We start from the raw sequence: 17,872 nt of genomic DNA, 5'->3' as shown, positions 1-17,872 counted from the left end.
AGGGCTGCGATCCGGCGCATCGTAGCACGCCCGTGCGGGTTGCAAGTTCCGGGCGGTGACGCCGCGCCGGGAAGCTGCTATGGCCGCCGGCGATTCGGACCGGAGGTGTGTGGTGGAGAAGGAACTCGAGCAGACCCGGCGGCGCAGCGCCGAGGAGATCACGCGCCTCGTCGGGATCATGGCCAGGCTCCGGGCCCCCGGCGGCTGTCCGTGGGACCGGGAGCAGACCTTCGATTCGCTCAAGCCCTACCTGGTGGAGGAGGCCTACGAGGTCCTCGACGCGATGGAGGGCGACTCCAGCCGCGACCACTGCGAGGAGCTGGGCGACCTGCTCTTCCAGGTGATCTTCCACGCGGAGATCGCCAGGGAGAACGGCGACTGGGACTTCGCCGACGTGACCAGGGCCATCTCCGACAAGATCGAATACCGCCACCCCCACGTCTTCGGTGACGTCACGATCACCGACGCCGACGAGGTGAGCCGCAACTGGGTGAAGCTCAAGGCCGCGGAGAAGGCACGGAAGAAGGGCCAGCGGGTCTCGGTGATCGAGGGGGTCCCGCGCCACGCGCCGGGCCTCCTGCGCGCCGAGCGGATCACCGAGAAGGCCTCGCGGATCGGCTTCGACTGGCCGGAATTGGCTGGCGTCCGGGCCAAGGTGGACGAGGAGCTGGCGGAGCTGGACGAGGCCCTCGCCTCCGGCGATCCGAAGGCGATCGAGCACGAGCTCGGCGACGTGCTCTTCGCCCTGGCGAACCTGGCGCGCCACGCCCGCACCCCGGCGGAGGACGCGCTCCGGCTGGCGGTCGGCCGTTTCGAGCGGCGTTTCCTCTGGGTCGAGGAACGCCTCCACGAGCAGGGCTTCGGCGCGGGGCAGGTGGCGCCGCTGGAGCTGATGGACCGGCTCTGGGAGGAGGCCAAGGCCCTCGAGAAGCAGGGGGAGCTCGGCTGATTGACTGATCCATCGGTTGCCCACAGAAGCTGTGGATTGGCGGTGGGCAGGGGGACGTTTGCGCCCGGTCTTTCGGGCATTTTTCGCGCAGGCCCCCACCCTGCTGCATCTTGCAGCAGGGCGGAAGATCGGAAGATCGCGGGGGTTTCTGCTTTCGCTGGCGCCTTTTCCCACAACAGCCCCGCAGTGAATCCCCGAAACGAGGGAGGAGGCGGGCGCCCGGTGGAGAAGGTGTGCCGTACCGGCGACGTTCGGGCATTGACACCGACGTCCCGCGCCTGCTACAAGGCGCCGCTTTCCAAGGGGAAATGAGACGTGGCCAATACCAAGTCTGCAGTGAAGCGCATGCGCCAGTCGGCCGAGCGCAACGTTCGCAACAACGCGATCCGCTCGACCGTGAAGACGGCGATGAAGAAGGTCCGCGAGGCCGCCGCCAGCGGCGACTCCGCCACCGCGACCGCGCTCCTCGCCAAGGCGACCAAGACCATCGACCAGGCTGCCGCCAAGGGCATCATCAAGGGCCGTGGCGCGAGCCGGAAGGTCAGCCGTCTGGCCAAGGCCGTCAACGCCTCCAGCGCCCAGGCGTAATTTCCGACGCCTCCCGGCGTCGAACGCGAAATAGCGGGACGGCCTTGCGGCTGTACCCGCTATTCGTGTTCCTGCCCGGCCCGGCCAGGCGCCTCCCCTACTCTGCCGCCACCACCGCGCAGAGCTCGACGCTCGCGCTCTCCATCAGCCGCCCGGCGAGCCGGCGGAGCGCCTGCCTGCGCGAGGCCTCGATGCCGAGCAGATCGGCGGCGGGCAGGTAGTCCTCCCCCCCGGCGATCTCGCGAACGCAGAGGAGCTGCCCCTGCCGCAGCAGCTCCACGCGCAGCCTCGCTTCGAGGCGGTAGAGCCCCGTGTCGCGCCCGTCGGGCCCGGTGGCAGCGGGACGGGAGGCGGTGGAGAGGACGGTCCCCTCGAGGCGCGCAGGCGCCGAGGGACCGCCGGCGTGGCCCGACCGGGCCAGCGCCTCCGCCATCGCCTCGGCGAAGATCGCGCCGGCCTCCGCGTCGGTGGATCGGTTCGCGAAGACCGGCACGTGGACCTGGCCGACGCCGTCGGGGAGGCCGGGGCCACCGACGGCGAAACGATAGCCGCAGCCGGCGAGCGCGGCAGCGAGGGCCACCGCGCCCAGGAGCCCGCGCCTCACCCGCTCACCACGAAGTTGCAGAGGCGGCCCTTCACGAAGACGAACTTTCGCAGCTGCTTGCCCGCCAGGTGCGGCAGCACCTTCTCGTCGGCCTCCGCCGCCGCCTTCACCTCGTCCTCGCCCGCGTCGATCGCCACCTCGACCTCGCCGCGGAGCTTGCCGTTCACCTGCACGGCGTACTTCACGGTGTCGTCGACGGTGAGCGCCGGATCGTAGTGGGGCCAGCGCTGCGCCTGCAGCGAGGCGGTGGCGCCGTAGGCCTCGGCGATCTCGTCGGCGAGGTGCGGCGCGATCGGCGAGAGCATCGCCGCGAGCAGGCGCACCGCCTCCGCCATCGCCGCCTTCTCGGCGTCGGTCTGCACGTCGATGGGGCCGATGAAGTTGGCGAGCTCCATCGCCCGGGCGATCGCGGTGTTGAAGGAGACGCGCTCGATGTCCTCGGTGACGCGCTTGAGCGCCTTGTGGGCGGCGCGCCGGATCTCGAGCGCCCTCCCCTCGAAGGGCCCGTCGTATTGCACCCCGGCGTGCCGGTGGTTGCCGGCGGCGATCCGCCAGACGCGGTGGAGGAAGCGGGCGCAGCCCTCCACCTGCTCGTCGGACCAGTCGATGTCCTTGTCCGGCGGGCCGGCGAAGGAGACGAAGGTCCGCGCCGCGTCGGCTCCGTGCCGCTCGATGATCGAGGCGGGGGTGACGACGTTGCCCCAGCGCTTCGACATCTTCCTGCCGTCGGGGCCGTTGACGATGCCCTGGGTGATCAGGCGGCGGACCGGCTCCTCCATCGGCGTCAGGCCCAGCTCGTTCATGAGCATGGTCCAGAAGCGGAAGTAGAGCAGGTGCATCGTGGAGTGCTCGGGACCACCCACGTAGACGTCCACCGGCAGCCAGCGGTCGGCCATCTCCCGGGAGAAGGGGAGCTGGTCGTTCTGCGGATCGACGTAGCGGGCGTAGTACCAGGTGGAGTCGACGAAGGTGTCCATCGTCTCCGCCTCCCGGCGCGCCGGACCGCCGCAGGTCGGGCAGGTGGTGTTGATGAACGCAGGCACCTTCGCCAGCGGCGGCTCGCCCTTGCCGGTGAGCACCTCGGCGACGTCGATGTCGGGCATGCGCACCGGCAGCTGGTCGTAGGGGACGGGGATCCCCTCCTCGTTCGGATCGCACTGCAGGCAGTAGACGATCGGGATCGGCGTGCCCCAGTAGCGCTGTCGGGAGATGCCCCAGTCGCGCTGCCGGTAGGTGACGGTGGGGCCGCCGAAGCCGCCCTCCTTCGCCTTCGCGCCGATCGCCTTGCGGGCCTGCGCCGAGGTCATCCCGTCGAAGCCGTCGCTCCCCTCGAGGAGGCCGTCCTCGGTGAAGGCCTCGGTGGGATCGGCGGGGAGCCGGTCGGCGCCCACCGGCTGGATCACCTGGCGGATCGGCAGGCCGTATTTCCTGGCGAACTCGAAGTCCCGCTGATCGTGGGCGGGCACGCTCATCACCGCGCCGGTGCCGTAGTCGGAGACCACGAAGTTGGCAGCCCAGATCGGCAGCTCCGCGCCGGTGAAGGGATGGATCGCCCTGGCGCCGGTGTCGACGCCTTCCTTCTCGAGTTCCTCCTCGCGCCCCTTCGCCGCGGCCTTGCGGGCCTGCTCGGTCGCGAAGGCGCGCACGCCCTCCTTGCGGTCCTCGGGTACGATGCGCTCGAGGAGCGGATGATCGGGGGCGACCACGACGTAGGTGCAGCCGAAGATGGTGTCCGAGCGGGTGGTGAAGACGGTAATCTTCTCGTCGGCGCCGGCGACGCCGAAGACCAGCTCGGTCCCCTCGCTCTTGCCGATCCAGTTGCGCTGCTTCTTCACCACCTCGTCCGGCCACTCGTTCAGCGTGTCGAGGTTCTGCAGCAGCCGCTCGGAGTAGTGGGTGATCCGGAAGGCCCACTCCGGCATCTTGCGGATCACCACCGGATCGCCGGAGCGCTCGCAGAGGCCGTCCTTCACCTGCTCGTTGGCGATCACCGTGTTGCAGCCCGGGCACCAGTTGACCGAGGCGTGGCGCTTGTAGACCAGCCCCATCTCCCGGAACTTGAGGAAGAACCACTGGTTCCACCGGTAGTACTCGGGGTGCGAGGTGTTGATCTCGCGGGACCAGTCGTAGCTGAAGCCGATCCGCTTCATCTCCGCCTTGAAGGAGGCGACGTTCTCCTTGGTGCGGTCGGCGGGGTGGCGCTTGTCCTTGATCGCCGCGTTCTCCGCAGGCAGGCCGAGGGCGTCCCAGCCCATCGGGTGGAGCACGTCGAAGCCGTGCATCCGGGCGAAGCGGGCGATCACGTCGCCGATGAGGTAGTTGCGGACGTGGCCCATGTGCATGGCGCCCGACGGGTAGGGGAACATCTCGAGCACGAACTTCTTCGGAAGGTCGCCGCGCTGCCCTGCGGCGAAGAGGTTCTCCCGCTCCCAGCGGTCCTGCCATTTCGGCTCGATTGCCCTGGGCTCGTAGCGCTCCTGCATGACGGTATGGCTCCTGTCGGCCCCGCGCGCGCGGCGCTTCGGGGCTCTCTCGATGCGATGCCCGCGCACGGCCGCAACCGGCCGCGCAAATCGGGCGGACTCTAGCAAAATCGGTGTGGGTCGGTGGCCGCTTCTCCGGCCTTCCGGCGGGTCCCGCGCCCGGGGCCCTGCTGCCCTACGCGGTACGCAGGCAGCCGAGAAGTCGCCTCCACTCCTGCTGCACGGGGCGGCGGGAGGAGGCGTTCGTCACGGCTGCTGCAGGGGTCGGGTTCATGGATGGATCATAGGTGCCTGCGATCGATCCTGTCGAGGCCCCGCGCGCAGGACGAATCCGGACGCCCCGGTCGTTCTCGGGGCAATCCGGCACCGGCCACAGCCAGTCCTTGCCATCGCCGGCTGCCGCCCCTAGCATCCGCCGCCAAATTTCGGAGGAATTTCCGCATGAGCACGCTGCCGCGCGCATGGATCAACGAGATCGGAAAGTACGAGGGCCAGGAGGTCGAGCTCCGGGGCTGGCTCGACAACCGCCGCTCCTCCGGCAAGCTGCACTTCCTGCAGGTCCGCGACGGCACGGGCGTCATCCAGTGCGTCGTCTTCAAGGGCGACGTCTCGCCCGAGGTCTTCGCCGAGACCAACCACCTGCCGCAGGAGTCGGCGATCAAGGTGCGGGGCACGGTGAAGAAGGACGACCGCGCGCCCATCGGCTACGAGCTCGGGGTGAAGGACGTCGAGGTGGTCCAGAAGGCCGCCCCCGACTACCCGCTCGGCCACAAGGAGCACGGCGTCGCCTTCCTCATGGATCAGCGCCACCTCTGGCTGCGCTCCAACCGCCAGCGCGTGGTGATGGCGGTGCGCCACACCATCGTGAAGGCGATCCGCGACTACTTCGACGGCAAGGGCTTCCGGCTCGTCGACTCGCCGATCTTCACGCCCAACGCCTGCGAGGGCACCTCGACGCTCTTCGAGGTCCCCTACTTCGACATGGGCAAGGCCTACCTCACCCAGTCCGGCCAGCTCTACGCCGAGGCCTCGGCGATGGCCTACGGCAAGGTCTACACCTTCGGCCCGACCTTCCGCGCCGAGAAGTCCAAGACCCGCCGCCACCTCACCGAGTTCTGGATGGTGGAGCCCGAGGTCGCCTTCATGGACCTCGAGGAGGACATGGATCTCGCCGAGGACTTCATCTGCTTCATCGCCCAGCGGGTCCTCGAGAACCACGCGAAGGAGCTGCAGACGATCCTCGAGCGGGACATCGCCAAGCTCGAGACGATCAAGAAGCCCTTCCCCCGCATCACCTACGACGAGGCGGTGAAGGTGCTGCAGGCGGCGGGCAACCCGATCCAGTGGGGCGACGATTTCGGCGGCGACGAGGAGACGATCCTCGCCTCGGCCTACGACCGCCCGGTGATGGTCCACCGCTACCCGGCGGAGCTGAAGGCCTTCTACTTCAAGCACGATCCGCAGAACCCGCGGGTGGCGCTGGGCATGGACGTGCTCGCTCCCGAGGGCTACGGCGAGATCATCGGCGGCGGCCAGCGCGAGGAGAGCTACGAGACGCTGGTCGAGCGGATCAAGGCGCACAAGCTGCCCCTCGAGGCCTTCGACTGGTACCTCGACCTGCGCAAGTGGGGCTCGGTGCCGCACGCCGGCTTCGGCCTCGGCCTCGAGCGCACGGTGGCCTGGATGTGCGGCCTCCACCACGTCCGCGAGACCATCCCCTACCCGCGGATGATGGAGCGGCTGACCCCGTAGCCCGCAGCGCCGCGCACGCAAGGACGGCCGCCCCGGCCCCCCCGGTGGCGGCCGTTTCGCGTCCGGCCGCCTGTCGGGAATCGCTCCGTGTTCCGAGGAGTTGGGCCGGTCGCCTTCCCCATGGAAACCACCTCCGCCAGCCCCGGCTCCCTCGCGTGGGAGGAGCGCCCGACCCGCGCGATCGTCCGCCTCTCGGCGCCGGTCGTCGTCTCGATGCTCTCCTACAGCGCGATGACGCTGGTCGACACGCTCTTCGTCGGCCGCCTCGGCGCAGCTGCGCTGGCTGGCGTGGGGCTCGGCAGCTTGATCGCCTTCGGGCTCGCCTGCTTCTCGATCGGCCTGCTCCGCAGCATCAAGATCCTCGTCTCGCAGGCAGCCGGCGCAGGCCGGCGCGAGGCGGCCCCCGACGTCCTCGGCGCAGGCCTCGTGCTCGCGCTCGTCCTCGGGCTGCTCACCGCGGTGTTCGGCGTCCTCGTCGCGCCGCTCGCAGCCAGCCTCGCGGGCGGCGGCGCCGCCGGCAGCGCGGCCTCCTCCTACCTCGTCGTTCGCGTGCTCGGCACGCCCCTCGTCCTCGCCTACACCGCCCTGCGCGAGACCCGCTACGGCCTGGGGGATTCGCGCTCGCCGATGGTGGCCTCGCTGGCGGCCAACGTCGCCAACGTCGGCCTCGACGCCCTCTTCCTCCTCGTCCTCGACCTGGGCGTCGTCGGCGCCGCGCTGGCGACCAACGTCGCCTGCCTGATCGAGGCCGGGCTCATCGCCCTCTCCCAGCGGAAGGACGGCTTCCGCTTCGGCGCGGTGCGCCGCTACCTGCGCCCGCTCTTCTCCCTCGGCCTTCCCGCCGGCCTGCAATTTCTGCTCGAGGTGGGATCCTTCACCCTGCTCGGCGCGATGATCGCGCGCATGGGCGAGATGCAGATGGCGGCCCACCAGATCGCGGTGCAGGTCCTCCACTTCGTCTTCCTGCCGGCCTTCGCCATCGCCGAGGGCGCGTCGGTCCTCGCCGGCCAGGCGATCGGCGCCGGACGGCGCCACCTGGTCGTGCCGGTGGCGGTTCGCGCCTTCGGCGTGGCAGGGAGCTACGCCGTGATCTGTGGCGCGATCTTCCTCGCTGGCGGGCGCTGGATCCTCTCGCTTTTCAGCGCCGACGGGGCGCTGCTCGCCGTCGCCTTCCAGCTCCTCGCGGTGGGCGCGGTGATGCAGGTCTTCGACGCGGCGAACATCGTCGCCCGCGGCGTGCTGCGCGGGACCAGCGACGTCCGGATCCCGGCGCTCGCCGGCATCCTCACCGCCTGGCTCGCCACCCCGCCCCTCGCGTGGTTCTTCGGCATCCACCTCGGCCTGGGTGCGGTGGGCGGCTGGATCGGCCTCTGCGTCGAGATCCTGGCGGGCGCGCTCTTCTTCTGGGGCCGACTCTGGCTGCGCCACCGTGCCCCGGCGCCGCAGCTGGTGCCGGCGCCTGCAGCTTAGGCCGGCACCGGGAGCGAGAGGGTGAAGGCCGTCGCCTCGCCTGGCGTGCTGGCCACGTGCGCCGTGCCACCGAGGCGCAGCACCGCGGTCTGCACCACGTCGAGCCCGACGCCCCGGCCCGAACGCCCACCCTGCCCCGCGGTGCTGACGCCGGGGAAGAAGACGAGCTGGAGCAGCGCCTCGTGGTCCATCGCGGCGACACGTTCGACGCCGAGAAGCGTCCGGGCCGCTGCGGCCACCCGCGTCGCGTCGATCCCCGCGCCGTCGTCGGCGAGGCGGACGACGAGGCGCCCCTCCGCCTCGCGGAACGAGAGCCGGATCGTCCCGATCGTCGGCTTGCCGAGGCGCAGCCTTTCGCCCGGCGCCTCGATGCCGTGGTCGATGGCGTTGCGCACGAGGTGGAGCAGCGGCTCCGCCAGCGCCTCCGCCGTGGCCACGTCGATCTCGACCCCGGCGCCCTCCGCCCGGAAGGCGACCTGCCTGCCCCAGGCGGTGGCGACGGCGGCGATCCGCTGCTCCACCTGCGCGGCGAGGTCCGCAGCGGGGACGTGGCCGATGCGCCAGGTCTCCCGATGGAGGTGGCGGATGGCTGCCAGCAGCGCAGGATCGGGATCGGGCGGAAGCTGCGCTTCCACCGCGCGGACCGAGGCCTCCAGCGAGCGCAGCGCCGCGAGGGAGACGCGGACCCGTTGCTCCTGCCCTTCCTCCGGGTCGCCCGCCACCGCCGCAGGCGCCGAGCGTGGCGCGCGGGCCACCGGCTCGATCCGCAGGGGCAGCCCGGCGAGGATCCCGCCGAGCGCGGCTGCGTCGTGGGAGGTCGCCACCACCAGCTCGAAGGAGATCTCCGCCTCGGTGCTGGCAGGGAGCGTGGCGATGAGCTCGCCGCTGGTGGAGACGCGGCGCTGGATCTCCTCGAGCCCCGTGTCGAAGTCGTCGAGCCCGAAGCCCGCGGTCACCCGGTGGACGAGCCGTCCCAGCCGCAGGCTCTCCCGCAGGCGCGCCTTCTCGTAGTCGGTGAGGGCTTCGGCGACGACCGGCGGCAGCTCCAGGGAGTCGATCGCGTCGCCCCCCTCCTCCACCGCTGCTTCGGCGAGCAGCGTCCGGAGCCTCGTGCAGAGGCGCGCGGCTTCCGCCCCGTCGGGCCCGTCGAGAAGGAGCACGCAGCGCTCGACGGCGTCGAGGAGCGCGGCGCGCAAACCGGGAACGAGCCTCGCCCTGCAGTGGCGCAGCTCGTCGAAGACGTCCTCGATCGCATGGGCGACGCGGCTCGCGTCTTGCGCGCCGAGCAATCCGGCGACGCCCTTGAGCGAGTGGGCGGTTCGGAAGAGGCCGTTGACCGCCTGCCCCTGCGCCTCCTCGCCGGCGAGCAGCGCCCGCGAGAGCGCCGCAGCCAGCGCGCGGGCCTCCGCCTGGATCTCGCTGGTGCGTGCGGACGGCGTGGTCATCGGTGCCGCACGCTAGCACACATCGCGGCGCGCCTTCTTCAGGCCCGGAGCGAAACGCCGGGGAAGGTCTCCGCCGCCACGGCGAGGGCCCGGTCGGCTGCCCGCTCGTCGCCGTGGAGGAGCACCACCTGCTCGAGCCCCGCGTCCCGCGCCGCCTCGGTGAGCGCCCGGGCCAGCACGTTCACGGGCACGTCGCCCCAGGCTGGCAGCGCCAGGGCGATCCGCATGCCGCCGGCACGGGCCACCGCATCCAGTGCTTCGTGGAGCCACGCGCCCGGACGGCCCTTCACCACGCTGGCGGAAGGCCCCACCCCGAAGAGGAAGATCCGCCCAGCGGGAAGCCTGCCGCCGCTCACGGTGAGGAGCGCGTCGCCGGCCCTGCCGGCGAAATGCTCCGCCTTCACCTGCCGGGTGAGCGCGCCGCAGAGCCGCCAGTCGACCAGCCCGGCGAGTCCCCGCAGCGGCCGCTCGTCCTCGGCCACGAAGGCGACGAGATCGGGGACGCCCAGGCCGTCGAGCCCGTCGAGCGAGAGCGGTGCGGTGCCGAGCTGCAGGCCTTTCTTCACGGGGCGGGCCTTTCCTTCGCCTGGGGCGCTACAGCTTGCCGTGCGCGCGGGCGAGCTTGTCGAGCAGGCCGTTGACGAACGAGGGGGAGTTCTCCCCGCCGAAGGTGCGCGCCACCTCGACCGCCTCGTTGATCACCACGCGGGCCGGGGTCTCGGTGTGGAGGAGCTCGTAGAGCCCGAGGCGGAGGACGTTGCGGTCCACGCGCGCCATGCGCTCGAGGCGCCAATTCTCGCTCTGCGCCTGGATCGCGTCGTCGAGCTCGCTCCGGTGGACGACCACGCCGCGGACCAGCTTCTCCGCGAAGTCGCGGGCGCCTGCTCCCGTCTCCTCGTCGAGGGAGGCCCAGAAATGCTCGAGCCCCAGCCCCACGTCGTCGGGGGTGGCGTTCTCGAGAGAGAAGAGCGCCTGCACCGCGCGCTCGCGACCGGTGTGCCGCTGCTGCGTCGCCATCTACTCCTCCTGCCCGATGGCGCGGAAGAGCGACACCTGCTCGATCGCGGCGAGGGCGGCCTCGGCGCCCTTGTTGCCAGCCTTGGTGCCGGCGCGCTCGATCGCCTGCTCGACGTTGTCGGTGGTGAGCACGCCGAACGCGACGGCGCAGTCGGCCTGCATCGAGACCTGGCCGATCCCCTTGGCGCACTCGCCGGCGACGTACTCGAAATGCGGCGTGCCGCCTCGGATCACCGCGCCGAGCGCGATCACCGCGTCGTACCTGCCCGACATCGCCACGCGCTTCACCACCGGCGGGAGCTCGAAGGTGCCGGAGCAGCGATAGACGTGGATCTGCGCCTCGTCGGCGCCGTGGCGGCGGAGGGTGTCGACGGCGCCCTCGAGGAGGCGCTCGGTGATGAAGGCGTTGAACCGCGCGACGCAGATGGCCACCCGCATTCCGGTCGCCACCAGCTTTCCTTCGTAGCTCCGCATCACTTCGTTCCCTTCGTCTTCGTCTTCGCCTTCGCCTTGCCGGCCCGGGCGACCTTCGCGGCGGCGCGCGTCCCGCCGGCTGCCTTGCCGGTGCGCTGCGTCGCAGCACCGCTACCACGCTTTGCACCCCGGCGCGCCTCCGCAGGTGCGCCGTCGACGTCGATGCCCACCCTGCCGACCACCTCGAGGCCGTAGCCCTCGAGGCCCACCAGCCGCTTCGGCGTGTTGGTGAGGAGCTCGAGCTTGCGGATCCCGAGATCGGAGAGGATCTGGGCGCCGAGGCCGTAGTCGCGGAAGGAGCCGGTGCTCTTGCCGTCGTCGACCTCCACCGGCGCCATGCGCGCGCACTTGAGCACGCTGGCGCCGCCCTTGCCCTGCTGCTGCAGGTAGACGAGCACGCCGCGCTCCGCCTCGGCGATCTGCTTCAGCGCCTGCCGCAGCTGCGCGCCGCAGGTGCAGGCGCTCGATCCGAAGAGGTCGCCGACGGCGCAGGAGCCGTGCACGCGAACCAGCACCGGATCGAGGCCGCGCACGTCGCCGCGGACGAGCGCCACGTGGGTGCGGGGATCTTCGGGGAGCTGGTAGGCGATGCCACGGAAGGCGCCGACGTCCCGGATCTCCACGGTCTCCTCGCCGACCCGCCGCACCAGCCGCTCGCGCTCGAGGCGGTAGCGGATGAGATCGGCGATGGAGCAGATCACCAGGCCGTGCTTCTCCGCGAACCTCTCGAGGTCCGGCATCCGGGCCATGGTGCCGTCGTCGTTCATGATCTCGCAGATCACGCCGGCGGGCTTGAGCCCGGCGAGCCGGGAGAGATCGACCGAGCCCTCGGTCTGCCCGGTGCGGGTGAGCACGCCGCCGTTGCGGGCGCGCAAGGGGAAGATGTGCCCCGGCCGGACCAGGTCCTCGGGGCGCGCGTCGTCGGCGACGGCGGTGAGGATGGTGTGGGCGCGATCGTGGGCGGAGATGCCGGTGGTCACGCCGCGGGCCGCCTCGATCGAGACGGTGAAACCCGTCTGGAAGGGCGACTCGTTGGAGGCGACCATCATCGGCAGGTTGAGCCGCTTGATCGCCTCCTCCTCGAGGGTGAGGCAGATCAGGCCGCGGCCCTCGCGGGCCATGAAGTTCACCGCCTCCGGCGTGACCTTCTCGGCGGCCATGCAGAGGTCGCCCTCGTTCTCGCGATCCTCGTCGTCGACGAGGATGATCATCTTGCCCGCGCGGATCTCGGCGATCGCCCGTTCCACCTTCTCGACGTAGGAGAGGGCCTTCTTGCCTCGGGTGCTCACATGGCCTCCAGCGGGCCCGGCAGCCGGACGCCCGGCGCGCCGTGCGCGCGATGTGGACTTGGGTGGCTCGCGTCTCGGATGCTCACGCGAAACCGTGCTCTTTCAGGAAGGCTTCGTCGATCCGTCCCCCGCCGGCGCCGCCGCGGCGCGTGAGGAGACGGGCGACGTACTTTCCGATCACGTCCCCCTCGAGATTGACCTGCGCCCCCACACTCTTCCCAGCTAGCGCCGTCGCCGACTGCGTCTCCGGGATGAGCATGACCGAGAAGCGGTCGCCGCGGATCTCGTTCACCGTGAGCGAGACGCCGTCGATGGCGACCGATCCCTTCTCGATGAGCCAGGGCTCCACCGCCTCCGGCGCCTCGAACCAGAGGGTGAGGAAGTCGCCGGCCGGCGTCTTCTCCACGATGCGACCGACCCCGTCGACGTGGCCGAGGACGAGGTGCCCCCCCAGCCTGTCGCCCAACGCCAGCGCGCGCTCGAGGTTGATGCGGGTCCCGACCTTCCAGCTGCCGAGCGAGCTCCGCGAGAGGGTCTCGGGCGAGACCTCCACCGTGAACTGCCCGGGGGCCTGGTCGACGACGGAGAGGCAGCAGCCATCGCAGGCGATCGACTCGCCGTGGGCGAGCTTCCCCGCAGGCAGCTTCGAAGTCCGCACGGTGAGGCGGGTACGGGCGGCGCCCTGCTCGAGGGCGGCGACCTCGCCGATGTCCTGGATCAACCCGGTGAACATGCGCGCCTCCTCTACTCCAGCGCCGGCTTGCGACGCCTGCTCGCCCGGCGAGCGGGCGCCGCTTCCCTGGCGCTGGCGCCGATCTGCCTGGTGGAACCGCCAGCGGCCTGCTTCTCGTCCGCCTTCTCGACGCTCGTCCGGACCGTCCGTTTCGCGGGGTGCCGCTCGACGGGCCGGGCCTCGACCACGAGATCGCCACCGAGCTCGCTCACCTGGACGAAGCGGAAACCCGGCGCGTCGGCGACCCGCGCCACCGCCGGCTCGTCGGTCCACGCGGGGCCGCCGCCGAAGACCTTCGGGCCGTAGTGGAGGAGCAGCCGATCGCAGAAGCCGGCGGCGAGGAAGGCGCCGAAGATCCGCGCCCCCCCTTCCACCAGCACGTGCACGATGCCGAGGGTCGCGAGGCGGGCGAGCAGATCGCCCAGATCGATGCGGCCGTTGACGCCCCGGCACTCGACGATCTCGGCGCCTGCTGCACGCAGCGCCGCCGCCTCCGCCTCCGGCGCCGGGCTCACGCAGGCGACCAGGGTCTTCGCAACGGACGCACCGTGGAAGAGCCGCGCCCGGGGCGAGACCTCGAGGCGGGAGGAGAGAACCACGCGCAGGGGATCCCTGCCGCCCGGCACCCGGGCGGTGAGGCGCGGATCGTCCGCTGCCACGGTGCCGGCGCCGACGATCACCGCGTCGACCTCGTCGCGGAGCGCGTGGACGAGGCCGCGGGCCCTCTCGCCGGTGATCCACTGGGAGTCGCCGGTGCGGGTGGCGATGCGGCCGTCCAGGGTGCTGGCCACCTTGAGGGTGACGAAGGGCCTGCCGCTGGTGATGAACTGCGCCCACGCCTCGATCAGCGTGTCGCATTCGTCGCGCAGCAGCCCCACCTCGACGGCGAGCCCAGCCCGGCGCATCCGGCGGATGCCGCGCCCGGAGACGATCGGGTTGGGATCGGGAGAGCCCACGAAGACCCGGGCGATCCCCGCTTCGATCACCGCAGGGGCACAGGGCCCGGTGCGGCCGACGTGGTTGCACGGCTCGAGGGTCACGTAGAGATCGGCGCCGCGTGCCTTCTCGCCGGCGCGCTCCAGGGCGACCACCTCGGCGTGCCTCCCGCCCGCGCGCTCGTGGTGGCCGACGGCGACGATCTCGCCGTCGCGCACCACCACCGCCCCGACCGGCGGGTTCGGGCTGGTGCGACCGAGCCCCTTGCGCGCCTCGTCGAGGGCGCGCTGCATGAAACGCTCGTGGTTCACGCCTTCAGCGCCTTGCGCTCCGCCTGGAGCCGCGAGAGCTCGTTCATGAACTCGGTGACGTCGTGGAATTCGCGGTAGACCGAGGCGAAGCGCACGTAGGCCACGTCGTCGATGGGCTGGAGGCGCTCCATCACCATCTCGCCGATGGTGGTGGAGGGGACCTCCTTCTCGCCGGACTCCTGGAGCCGGCGCTCGACCTCGGTGACCAGCTGGTCGACGTTCTCCGCGCTCACCGGACGCTTCACGCAGGCCCGCTGCAGGCCTGCCAGCAGCTTCTGCCGATCGAAGGGCTCACGCCTGCCGTCCTTCTTGACGACGAGCGGCGTGACCTCCTCGACCCGCTCGTAGGTGGTGAAGCGGCGATCGCAGCCGACGCATTCGCGCCGGCGGCGGATCGCGCCACCATCCTGCGAGAGGCGGGAGTCGATGACCTTGTCCTCGAGCTCCCCGCAGAAGGGACACTTCACGGCAGACCGTAGAGGGGGAAGCGCTTCGAGAGCTGGAAGACCCGCTCGCGGATCCTGCCGAGGTGGGCGTCGTCTTCCGGCTTGTCGAGGGCCTCGCCGATGAGGCTGGCGACCTCCGCCATGTCGGCGACGCCCATGCCGCGGGTGGTGAGGGCCGGGGTGCCGACACGGATCCCCGAGGTGACCATCGGCTTCTCCGGGTCGTTGGGGATCATGTTCTTGTTCACGGTGATGCCGGCCTTGCCGAGGGCCTCTTCGGCGACCTTGCCGGTGGTCTTCTTCGGCCGCAGGTCGACGAGCATCAGGTGGTTGTCGGTGCCGCCGGAGACGAGGCGCAGGCCCGCGTCCACCAGCCCCTTCGCCAGCGCCAGGGCGTTGGCGACGATGTTCTGCTGGTAGGTCTTGAAGTCCGGCTGGAGCGCCTCGAGGAAGGCCACCGCCTTGCCCGCGATCACGTGCTCGAGCGGGCCGCCCTGCAGGCCGGGGAAGATCTGCGAGTTGAGCGCCTTCGCGTACTCCTCCTTGCAGAGGATGAGGCCGCCACGGGGACCGCGCAGGGTCTTGTGGGTGGTCGAGGTGACGAACTCGGCGAGGGGCACCGGCGAGGGGTGGAGGCCGGTGGCGACGAGGCCCGCGATGTGGGCGATGTCGCAGACGAGCTTGGCGCCGCAGCTGTCGGCGGCCTTGCGGAAGCGGCCGAAGTCGATGGTGCGCGGGTAGGCGGAGCCGCCCACCACGATGATCTTCGGCTGGTGCTCCGCGGCGAGGCGGTCCACCGCGTCGTAGTCGATCGTCTCGTTCTCGTTCAGCCCGTAGGGAACGATGTCGAAGAGCTTGCCCGAGAAGTTGACCTTCGAGCCGTGGGTCAGGTGCCCGCCGGAGTTGAGGTCGAGGGCGAGGATCTTGTCGCCGGGTCTTGCCACCGCGAAGTAGGCGGCCATGTTCGCGCCGGAGCCGGAGTGCGGCTGCACGTTGGCGTGGTCTGCGCCGAAGAGCTGCTTCGCCCGGTCGATGGCGAGCTGCTCGACCTGGTCGACCACCTCGCAACCGCCGTAGTAGCGCTTGCCGGGGTAGCCTTCCGCGTATTTGTTGGTGAGCACCGAGCCCACCGCGTCGAGGACCGCCTGCGAGACGAAATTCTCGGAGGCGATGAGCTCGAGCCCCTCGGCCTGGCGGTGCGCCTCCTTGCGGATGAGCGCGAAGATGGCCTCGTCGACCTCGGAGAGCGGACGATCGTGCAGCGTCGGCATGGCAGGCTACCTCGCAGGCCGACTAGCGCGAATTCTCGGCTTCGGCGTCGGCGATTTTCTGGACGCGGCGCATGTGGCGCCCGCCCTCGAACTGGGTGTCGTAGAAGGCCTCGGCGATGGCGACACCGAGGCCAAGACCGACCACGCGCTCGCCGAGGCAGAGCACGTTGGCGTCGTTGTGCTGGCGGGTGGCGCGGGCCTCGAACTCGGTGTGGCAGAGCGCGGCGCGCACGCCGCGGTATTTGTTGGCCACGATCGACATGCCGATGCCGGTGCCGCAGACGAGCAGACCGAAGGCCGCGTCGCCGGACCCGACCCGGCGGGAGACCTCCGACGCGAAGTCGGGGTAGTCGACCGAGTCGTTGCCGTGGGTGCCGAAATCCTCGATGGCGAAGCCACGCTTCTCGAGCATGGCGGCGACGGCCTTCTTGAGCTCGGTGCCCGCGTGATCGCAGGCGATGGCGACCTTCTTCTGCGTGCTCACGGATCAGTCCTTGAAGCGGCGCATCGCGAGCACCACGTTGGTGCCGCCGAAGCCGAAGGAGTTGGAGATCGCCGCGTCGACCCGGATCTCGCGGGCCTGGTTGGGCACGTAGTCGAGGTCGCAGTCCGGATCGGGCGTGGTGTAGTTCATGGTCGGGGGCAGCACGCCGCGGCTGATCGCCAGGGCGCTGATCACCGCCTCGATGCCGCCTGCGGCGCCGAGGGTGTGGCCCGTCATCGACTTGGTCGAGGAGACGGCCATCTTGTAGGCGTGCGCGCCGAAGACCTTCTTGATCGCCGCCGTCTCGTTGGCGTCGTTCAGGGGGGTCGAGGTGCCGTGGGCGTTGACGTAGCCCACCTCTTCCGGCCGCAGCTTCGCGTCGCGGAGGGCGAGCTCGATGCACCGCGGCGCGCCGTCCGGCGCAGGGGCGGTGATGTGGCTGGCGTCGGCGTTGTTCCCGTAGCCGACCAGCTCGCAGATGATGTTGGCGCCGCGCTTCTTCGCGTGCTCGAGCTCCTCGATCACGAAGACGCCTGCGCCCTCGCCCTGCACGAAGCCGTCGCGGTCCTTGTCGAAGGGACGCGAGGCGGTCTGGGGCGAGTCGTTGCGGGTGGACATCGCCCGCATCGCGTTGAAGCCGCCGATGCCCAGGGGCGTGATCGCCGCCTCGGCGCCGCCGCAGAGCGCGACGTCGGCCTCGCCGCGCTGGATCGTCCGCATCGCCTCGCCGATGGCGTGGGCGCCGGTGGCGCAGGCGGAGACGGGCGACCAGGAGGGACCGCGGGCGCCCCAGCGGATCGAGACGTGACCGGGCAGCAGGTTCACGATCATCATCGGGATGAAGAAGGGCGACAGACGGCGCGGGCCCTTGGCGAGCAACGTCTTGTGCTCCTCCTCGAGGGTGCCCAGGCCACCGATGCCGGAGCCGAGGATGGTGGCGACGCGGCTCGACTCCTCGCCCTCGAAGGGCTTGTCGAAGCCGGCCATCTCCATGGCCATCGACGAGGCCGCCATGCCGAACTGGACGAAGCGGTCCATCCGGCGGGCTTCCTTCTTGTCGATGAAGGTCTCGGGCACGAACCCCTTCACCTCGCCAGCGATCTGGGAGGCGTAGTCGGTCGGGTCGAAGAGCGTGATCCGGTCGATGCCGCTCTTGCCGGCCAGGAGGTTCTGCCAGGTCTGCTCCACCCCGATCCCCACCGCGGTGACCAGACCCATACCGGTGACGACGACGCGACGCTGCATGCTTGCCATCCCTTCAGGCAGGGGCCCACCACCGATGGCGGACCCGATGATGCTGAACCAAGGGCTGGGCCGGGATCATCCAACCACCGGCCACGAGCCCCTGCCCTGTGGCGTGCCAGGCCGTTTTCGACCTGCCACCAGCGAGCTTCCTACTTCTTGTGCTCGTTGATGTACTTGATGGCGTCGCCGACGGTCTTGATGTTCTCGGCCTCCTCGTCGGGGATCTCGACCTCGAACTCCTCCTCCATCGCCATCACCAGCTCGACGATGTCGAGGGAGTCGGCGCCGAGGTCCTCGACGAAGTTCGACTCGGGCTTGATCTCGTCTTCGCCCACGCCGAGCTGCTCGGCGATGATGTTCTTGACCTTGGCCTCG

Annotated in this window: 18 protein-coding genes; 4 read left to right on the top strand and 14 right to left on the bottom strand. The window is 70.7% G+C overall.

Annotated features, from left to right (window positions below):
* Positions 1-112: 112 nt before the first annotated feature.
* Positions 113-949, top strand: coding sequence for a nucleoside triphosphate pyrophosphohydrolase (mazG, locus tag ACESMR_RS22510; protein ID WP_373049384.1), 837 nt, complete (start codon positions 113-115; stop codon positions 947-949).
* Positions 950-1,264: 315 nt separating this feature from the next.
* A complete protein-coding gene (gene rpsT, locus ACESMR_RS22505; RefSeq protein WP_373049383.1) occupies positions 1,265-1,537 on the top strand; it encodes a 30S ribosomal protein S20 in 273 nt (90 codons plus the stop codon).
* 97 nt (positions 1,538-1,634) lie between these two features.
* Here rpsT and lptE read toward each other — a convergent pair whose 3' ends face one another.
* Together lptE and leuS are read right to left on the bottom strand one after the other, a co-directional pair.
* On the bottom strand, positions 1,635-2,141 hold the full coding sequence (gene lptE / locus ACESMR_RS22500; protein ID WP_373049382.1) for an LPS assembly lipoprotein LptE: 507 nt from the start codon (positions 2,139-2,141) through the stop codon (positions 1,635-1,637).
* Positions 2,138-4,624, bottom strand: a complete 2,487-nt coding sequence (gene leuS / locus ACESMR_RS22495) for a leucine--tRNA ligase (protein ID WP_373049381.1) — start codon at positions 4,622-4,624, stop codon at positions 2,138-2,140. Before leuS ends, lptE begins: the two co-directional genes overlap by 4 nt.
* 441 nt (positions 4,625-5,065) lie before the next feature.
* Here leuS and asnS point away from each other — a divergent pair, with 441 nt between their 5' ends.
* Both asnS and ACESMR_RS22485 read left to right on the top strand, forming a co-directional pair.
* Positions 5,066-6,376 (top strand): asparagine--tRNA ligase, encoded by a 1,311-nt coding sequence (gene asnS, locus ACESMR_RS22490; protein ID WP_373049380.1) that lies wholly within the window; start codon positions 5,066-5,068, stop codon positions 6,374-6,376.
* 120 nt (positions 6,377-6,496) lie between these two features.
* Positions 6,497-7,846: an MATE family efflux transporter gene (locus ACESMR_RS22485; RefSeq protein ID WP_373049379.1), complete on the top strand. Its 1,350-nt coding sequence runs from the start codon at positions 6,497-6,499 to the stop codon at positions 7,844-7,846.
* Here the strand turns inward: ACESMR_RS22485 and ACESMR_RS22480 are convergent.
* The 12 genes from ACESMR_RS22480 to acpP all read right to left on the bottom strand — a co-directional run.
* On the bottom strand, positions 7,843-9,291 hold the full coding sequence (locus tag ACESMR_RS22480) for an ATP-binding protein (RefSeq protein ID WP_373049378.1): 1,449 nt from the start codon (positions 9,289-9,291) through the stop codon (positions 7,843-7,845). The genes ACESMR_RS22485 and ACESMR_RS22480 overlap by 4 nt on opposite strands.
* Before the next feature lie 38 nt (positions 9,292-9,329).
* Positions 9,330-9,857 carry a M17 family peptidase N-terminal domain-containing protein gene (locus ACESMR_RS22475; RefSeq protein WP_373049377.1) on the bottom strand — a complete coding sequence of 176 codons (528 nt, stop codon included), beginning with the start codon at positions 9,855-9,857 and terminating at the stop codon, positions 9,330-9,332.
* 28 nt (positions 9,858-9,885) lie between these two features.
* Complete coding sequence (gene nusB / locus ACESMR_RS22470; RefSeq protein ID WP_373049376.1) at positions 9,886-10,308, bottom strand: transcription antitermination factor NusB; 423 nt, start codon at positions 10,306-10,308, stop codon at positions 9,886-9,888.
* Positions 10,309-10,782, bottom strand: a complete 474-nt coding sequence (gene ribE / locus ACESMR_RS22465; RefSeq protein WP_373049375.1) for a 6,7-dimethyl-8-ribityllumazine synthase — start codon at positions 10,780-10,782, stop codon at positions 10,309-10,311.
* Positions 10,782-12,071: a 3,4-dihydroxy-2-butanone-4-phosphate synthase gene (gene ribB, locus ACESMR_RS22460; protein WP_373049374.1), complete on the bottom strand. Its 1,290-nt coding sequence runs from the start codon at positions 12,069-12,071 to the stop codon at positions 10,782-10,784. Before ribB ends, ribE begins: the two co-directional genes overlap by 1 nt.
* Positions 12,072-12,153: 82 nt before the next feature.
* Complete coding sequence (locus ACESMR_RS22455) at positions 12,154-12,804, bottom strand: riboflavin synthase (RefSeq protein WP_373049373.1); 651 nt, start codon at positions 12,802-12,804, stop codon at positions 12,154-12,156.
* Positions 12,805-12,815: 11 nt separating this feature from the next.
* Complete coding sequence (ribD, locus tag ACESMR_RS22450) at positions 12,816-14,051, bottom strand: bifunctional diaminohydroxyphosphoribosylaminopyrimidine deaminase/5-amino-6-(5-phosphoribosylamino)uracil reductase RibD (RefSeq protein ID WP_373049372.1); 1,236 nt, start codon at positions 14,049-14,051, stop codon at positions 12,816-12,818.
* Positions 14,048-14,518 (bottom strand): transcriptional regulator NrdR, encoded by a 471-nt coding sequence (gene nrdR / locus ACESMR_RS22445; RefSeq protein ID WP_373049371.1) that lies wholly within the window; start codon positions 14,516-14,518, stop codon positions 14,048-14,050. Before nrdR ends, ribD begins: the two co-directional genes overlap by 4 nt.
* A complete protein-coding gene (gene glyA / locus ACESMR_RS22440; RefSeq protein WP_373049370.1) occupies positions 14,515-15,768 on the bottom strand; it encodes a serine hydroxymethyltransferase in 1,254 nt (417 codons plus the stop codon). Before glyA ends, nrdR begins: the two co-directional genes overlap by 4 nt.
* 22 nt (positions 15,769-15,790) lie before the next feature.
* Positions 15,791-16,252: a ribose 5-phosphate isomerase B gene (gene rpiB / locus ACESMR_RS22435; RefSeq protein ID WP_373049369.1), complete on the bottom strand. Its 462-nt coding sequence runs from the start codon at positions 16,250-16,252 to the stop codon at positions 15,791-15,793.
* Positions 16,253-16,255: 3 nt separating this feature from the next.
* A complete protein-coding gene (gene fabF, locus ACESMR_RS22430; RefSeq protein WP_373049368.1) occupies positions 16,256-17,497 on the bottom strand; it encodes a beta-ketoacyl-ACP synthase II in 1,242 nt (413 codons plus the stop codon).
* A 149-nt stretch (positions 17,498-17,646) separates the two neighbouring features.
* A partial coding sequence (gene acpP, locus ACESMR_RS22425; protein ID WP_373049367.1) for an acyl carrier protein occupies positions 17,647-17,872 on the bottom strand: 226 nt, incomplete at its 5' end.

The sequence above is a fragment of the Vulgatibacter sp. genome (genome assembly GCF_041687135.1).
Taxonomy (GTDB): Bacteria; Myxococcota; Myxococcia; order Myxococcales; family Vulgatibacteraceae; genus JAWLCN01.
Note: the sequence above shows the minus strand (reverse complement) of the source record. Positions and strands in the feature narration are given on the sequence as shown.

Bases quoted from the DNA above. Each gene is read 5' to 3' on its own strand.
- fabF (WP_373049368.1), bottom strand. From the start codon at position 17,497: ATGCAGCGTCGCGTCGTCGTCACCGGTATGGGTCTGGTCACCGCGGTG.
- ACESMR_RS22485 (WP_373049379.1), top strand. From the start codon at position 6,497: ATGGAAACCACCTCCGCCAGCCCCGGCTCCCTCGCGTGGGAGGAGCGC.
- nusB (WP_373049376.1), bottom strand. From the start codon at position 10,308: ATGGCGACGCAGCAGCGGCACACCGGTCGCGAGCGCGCGGTGCAGGCG.
- glyA (WP_373049370.1), bottom strand. From the start codon at position 15,768: ATGCCGACGCTGCACGATCGTCCGCTCTCCGAGGTCGACGAGGCCATC.
- ACESMR_RS22480 (WP_373049378.1), bottom strand. From the start codon at position 9,291: ATGACCACGCCGTCCGCACGCACCAGCGAGATCCAGGCGGAGGCCCGC.
- ribE (WP_373049375.1), bottom strand. From the start codon at position 10,782: ATGCGGAGCTACGAAGGAAAGCTGGTGGCGACCGGAATGCGGGTGGCC.
- leuS (WP_373049381.1), bottom strand. From the start codon at position 4,624: ATGCAGGAGCGCTACGAGCCCAGGGCAATCGAGCCGAAATGGCAGGAC.
- asnS (WP_373049380.1), top strand. From the start codon at position 5,066: ATGAGCACGCTGCCGCGCGCATGGATCAACGAGATCGGAAAGTACGAG.
- ACESMR_RS22455 (WP_373049373.1), bottom strand. From the start codon at position 12,804: ATGTTCACCGGGTTGATCCAGGACATCGGCGAGGTCGCCGCCCTCGAG.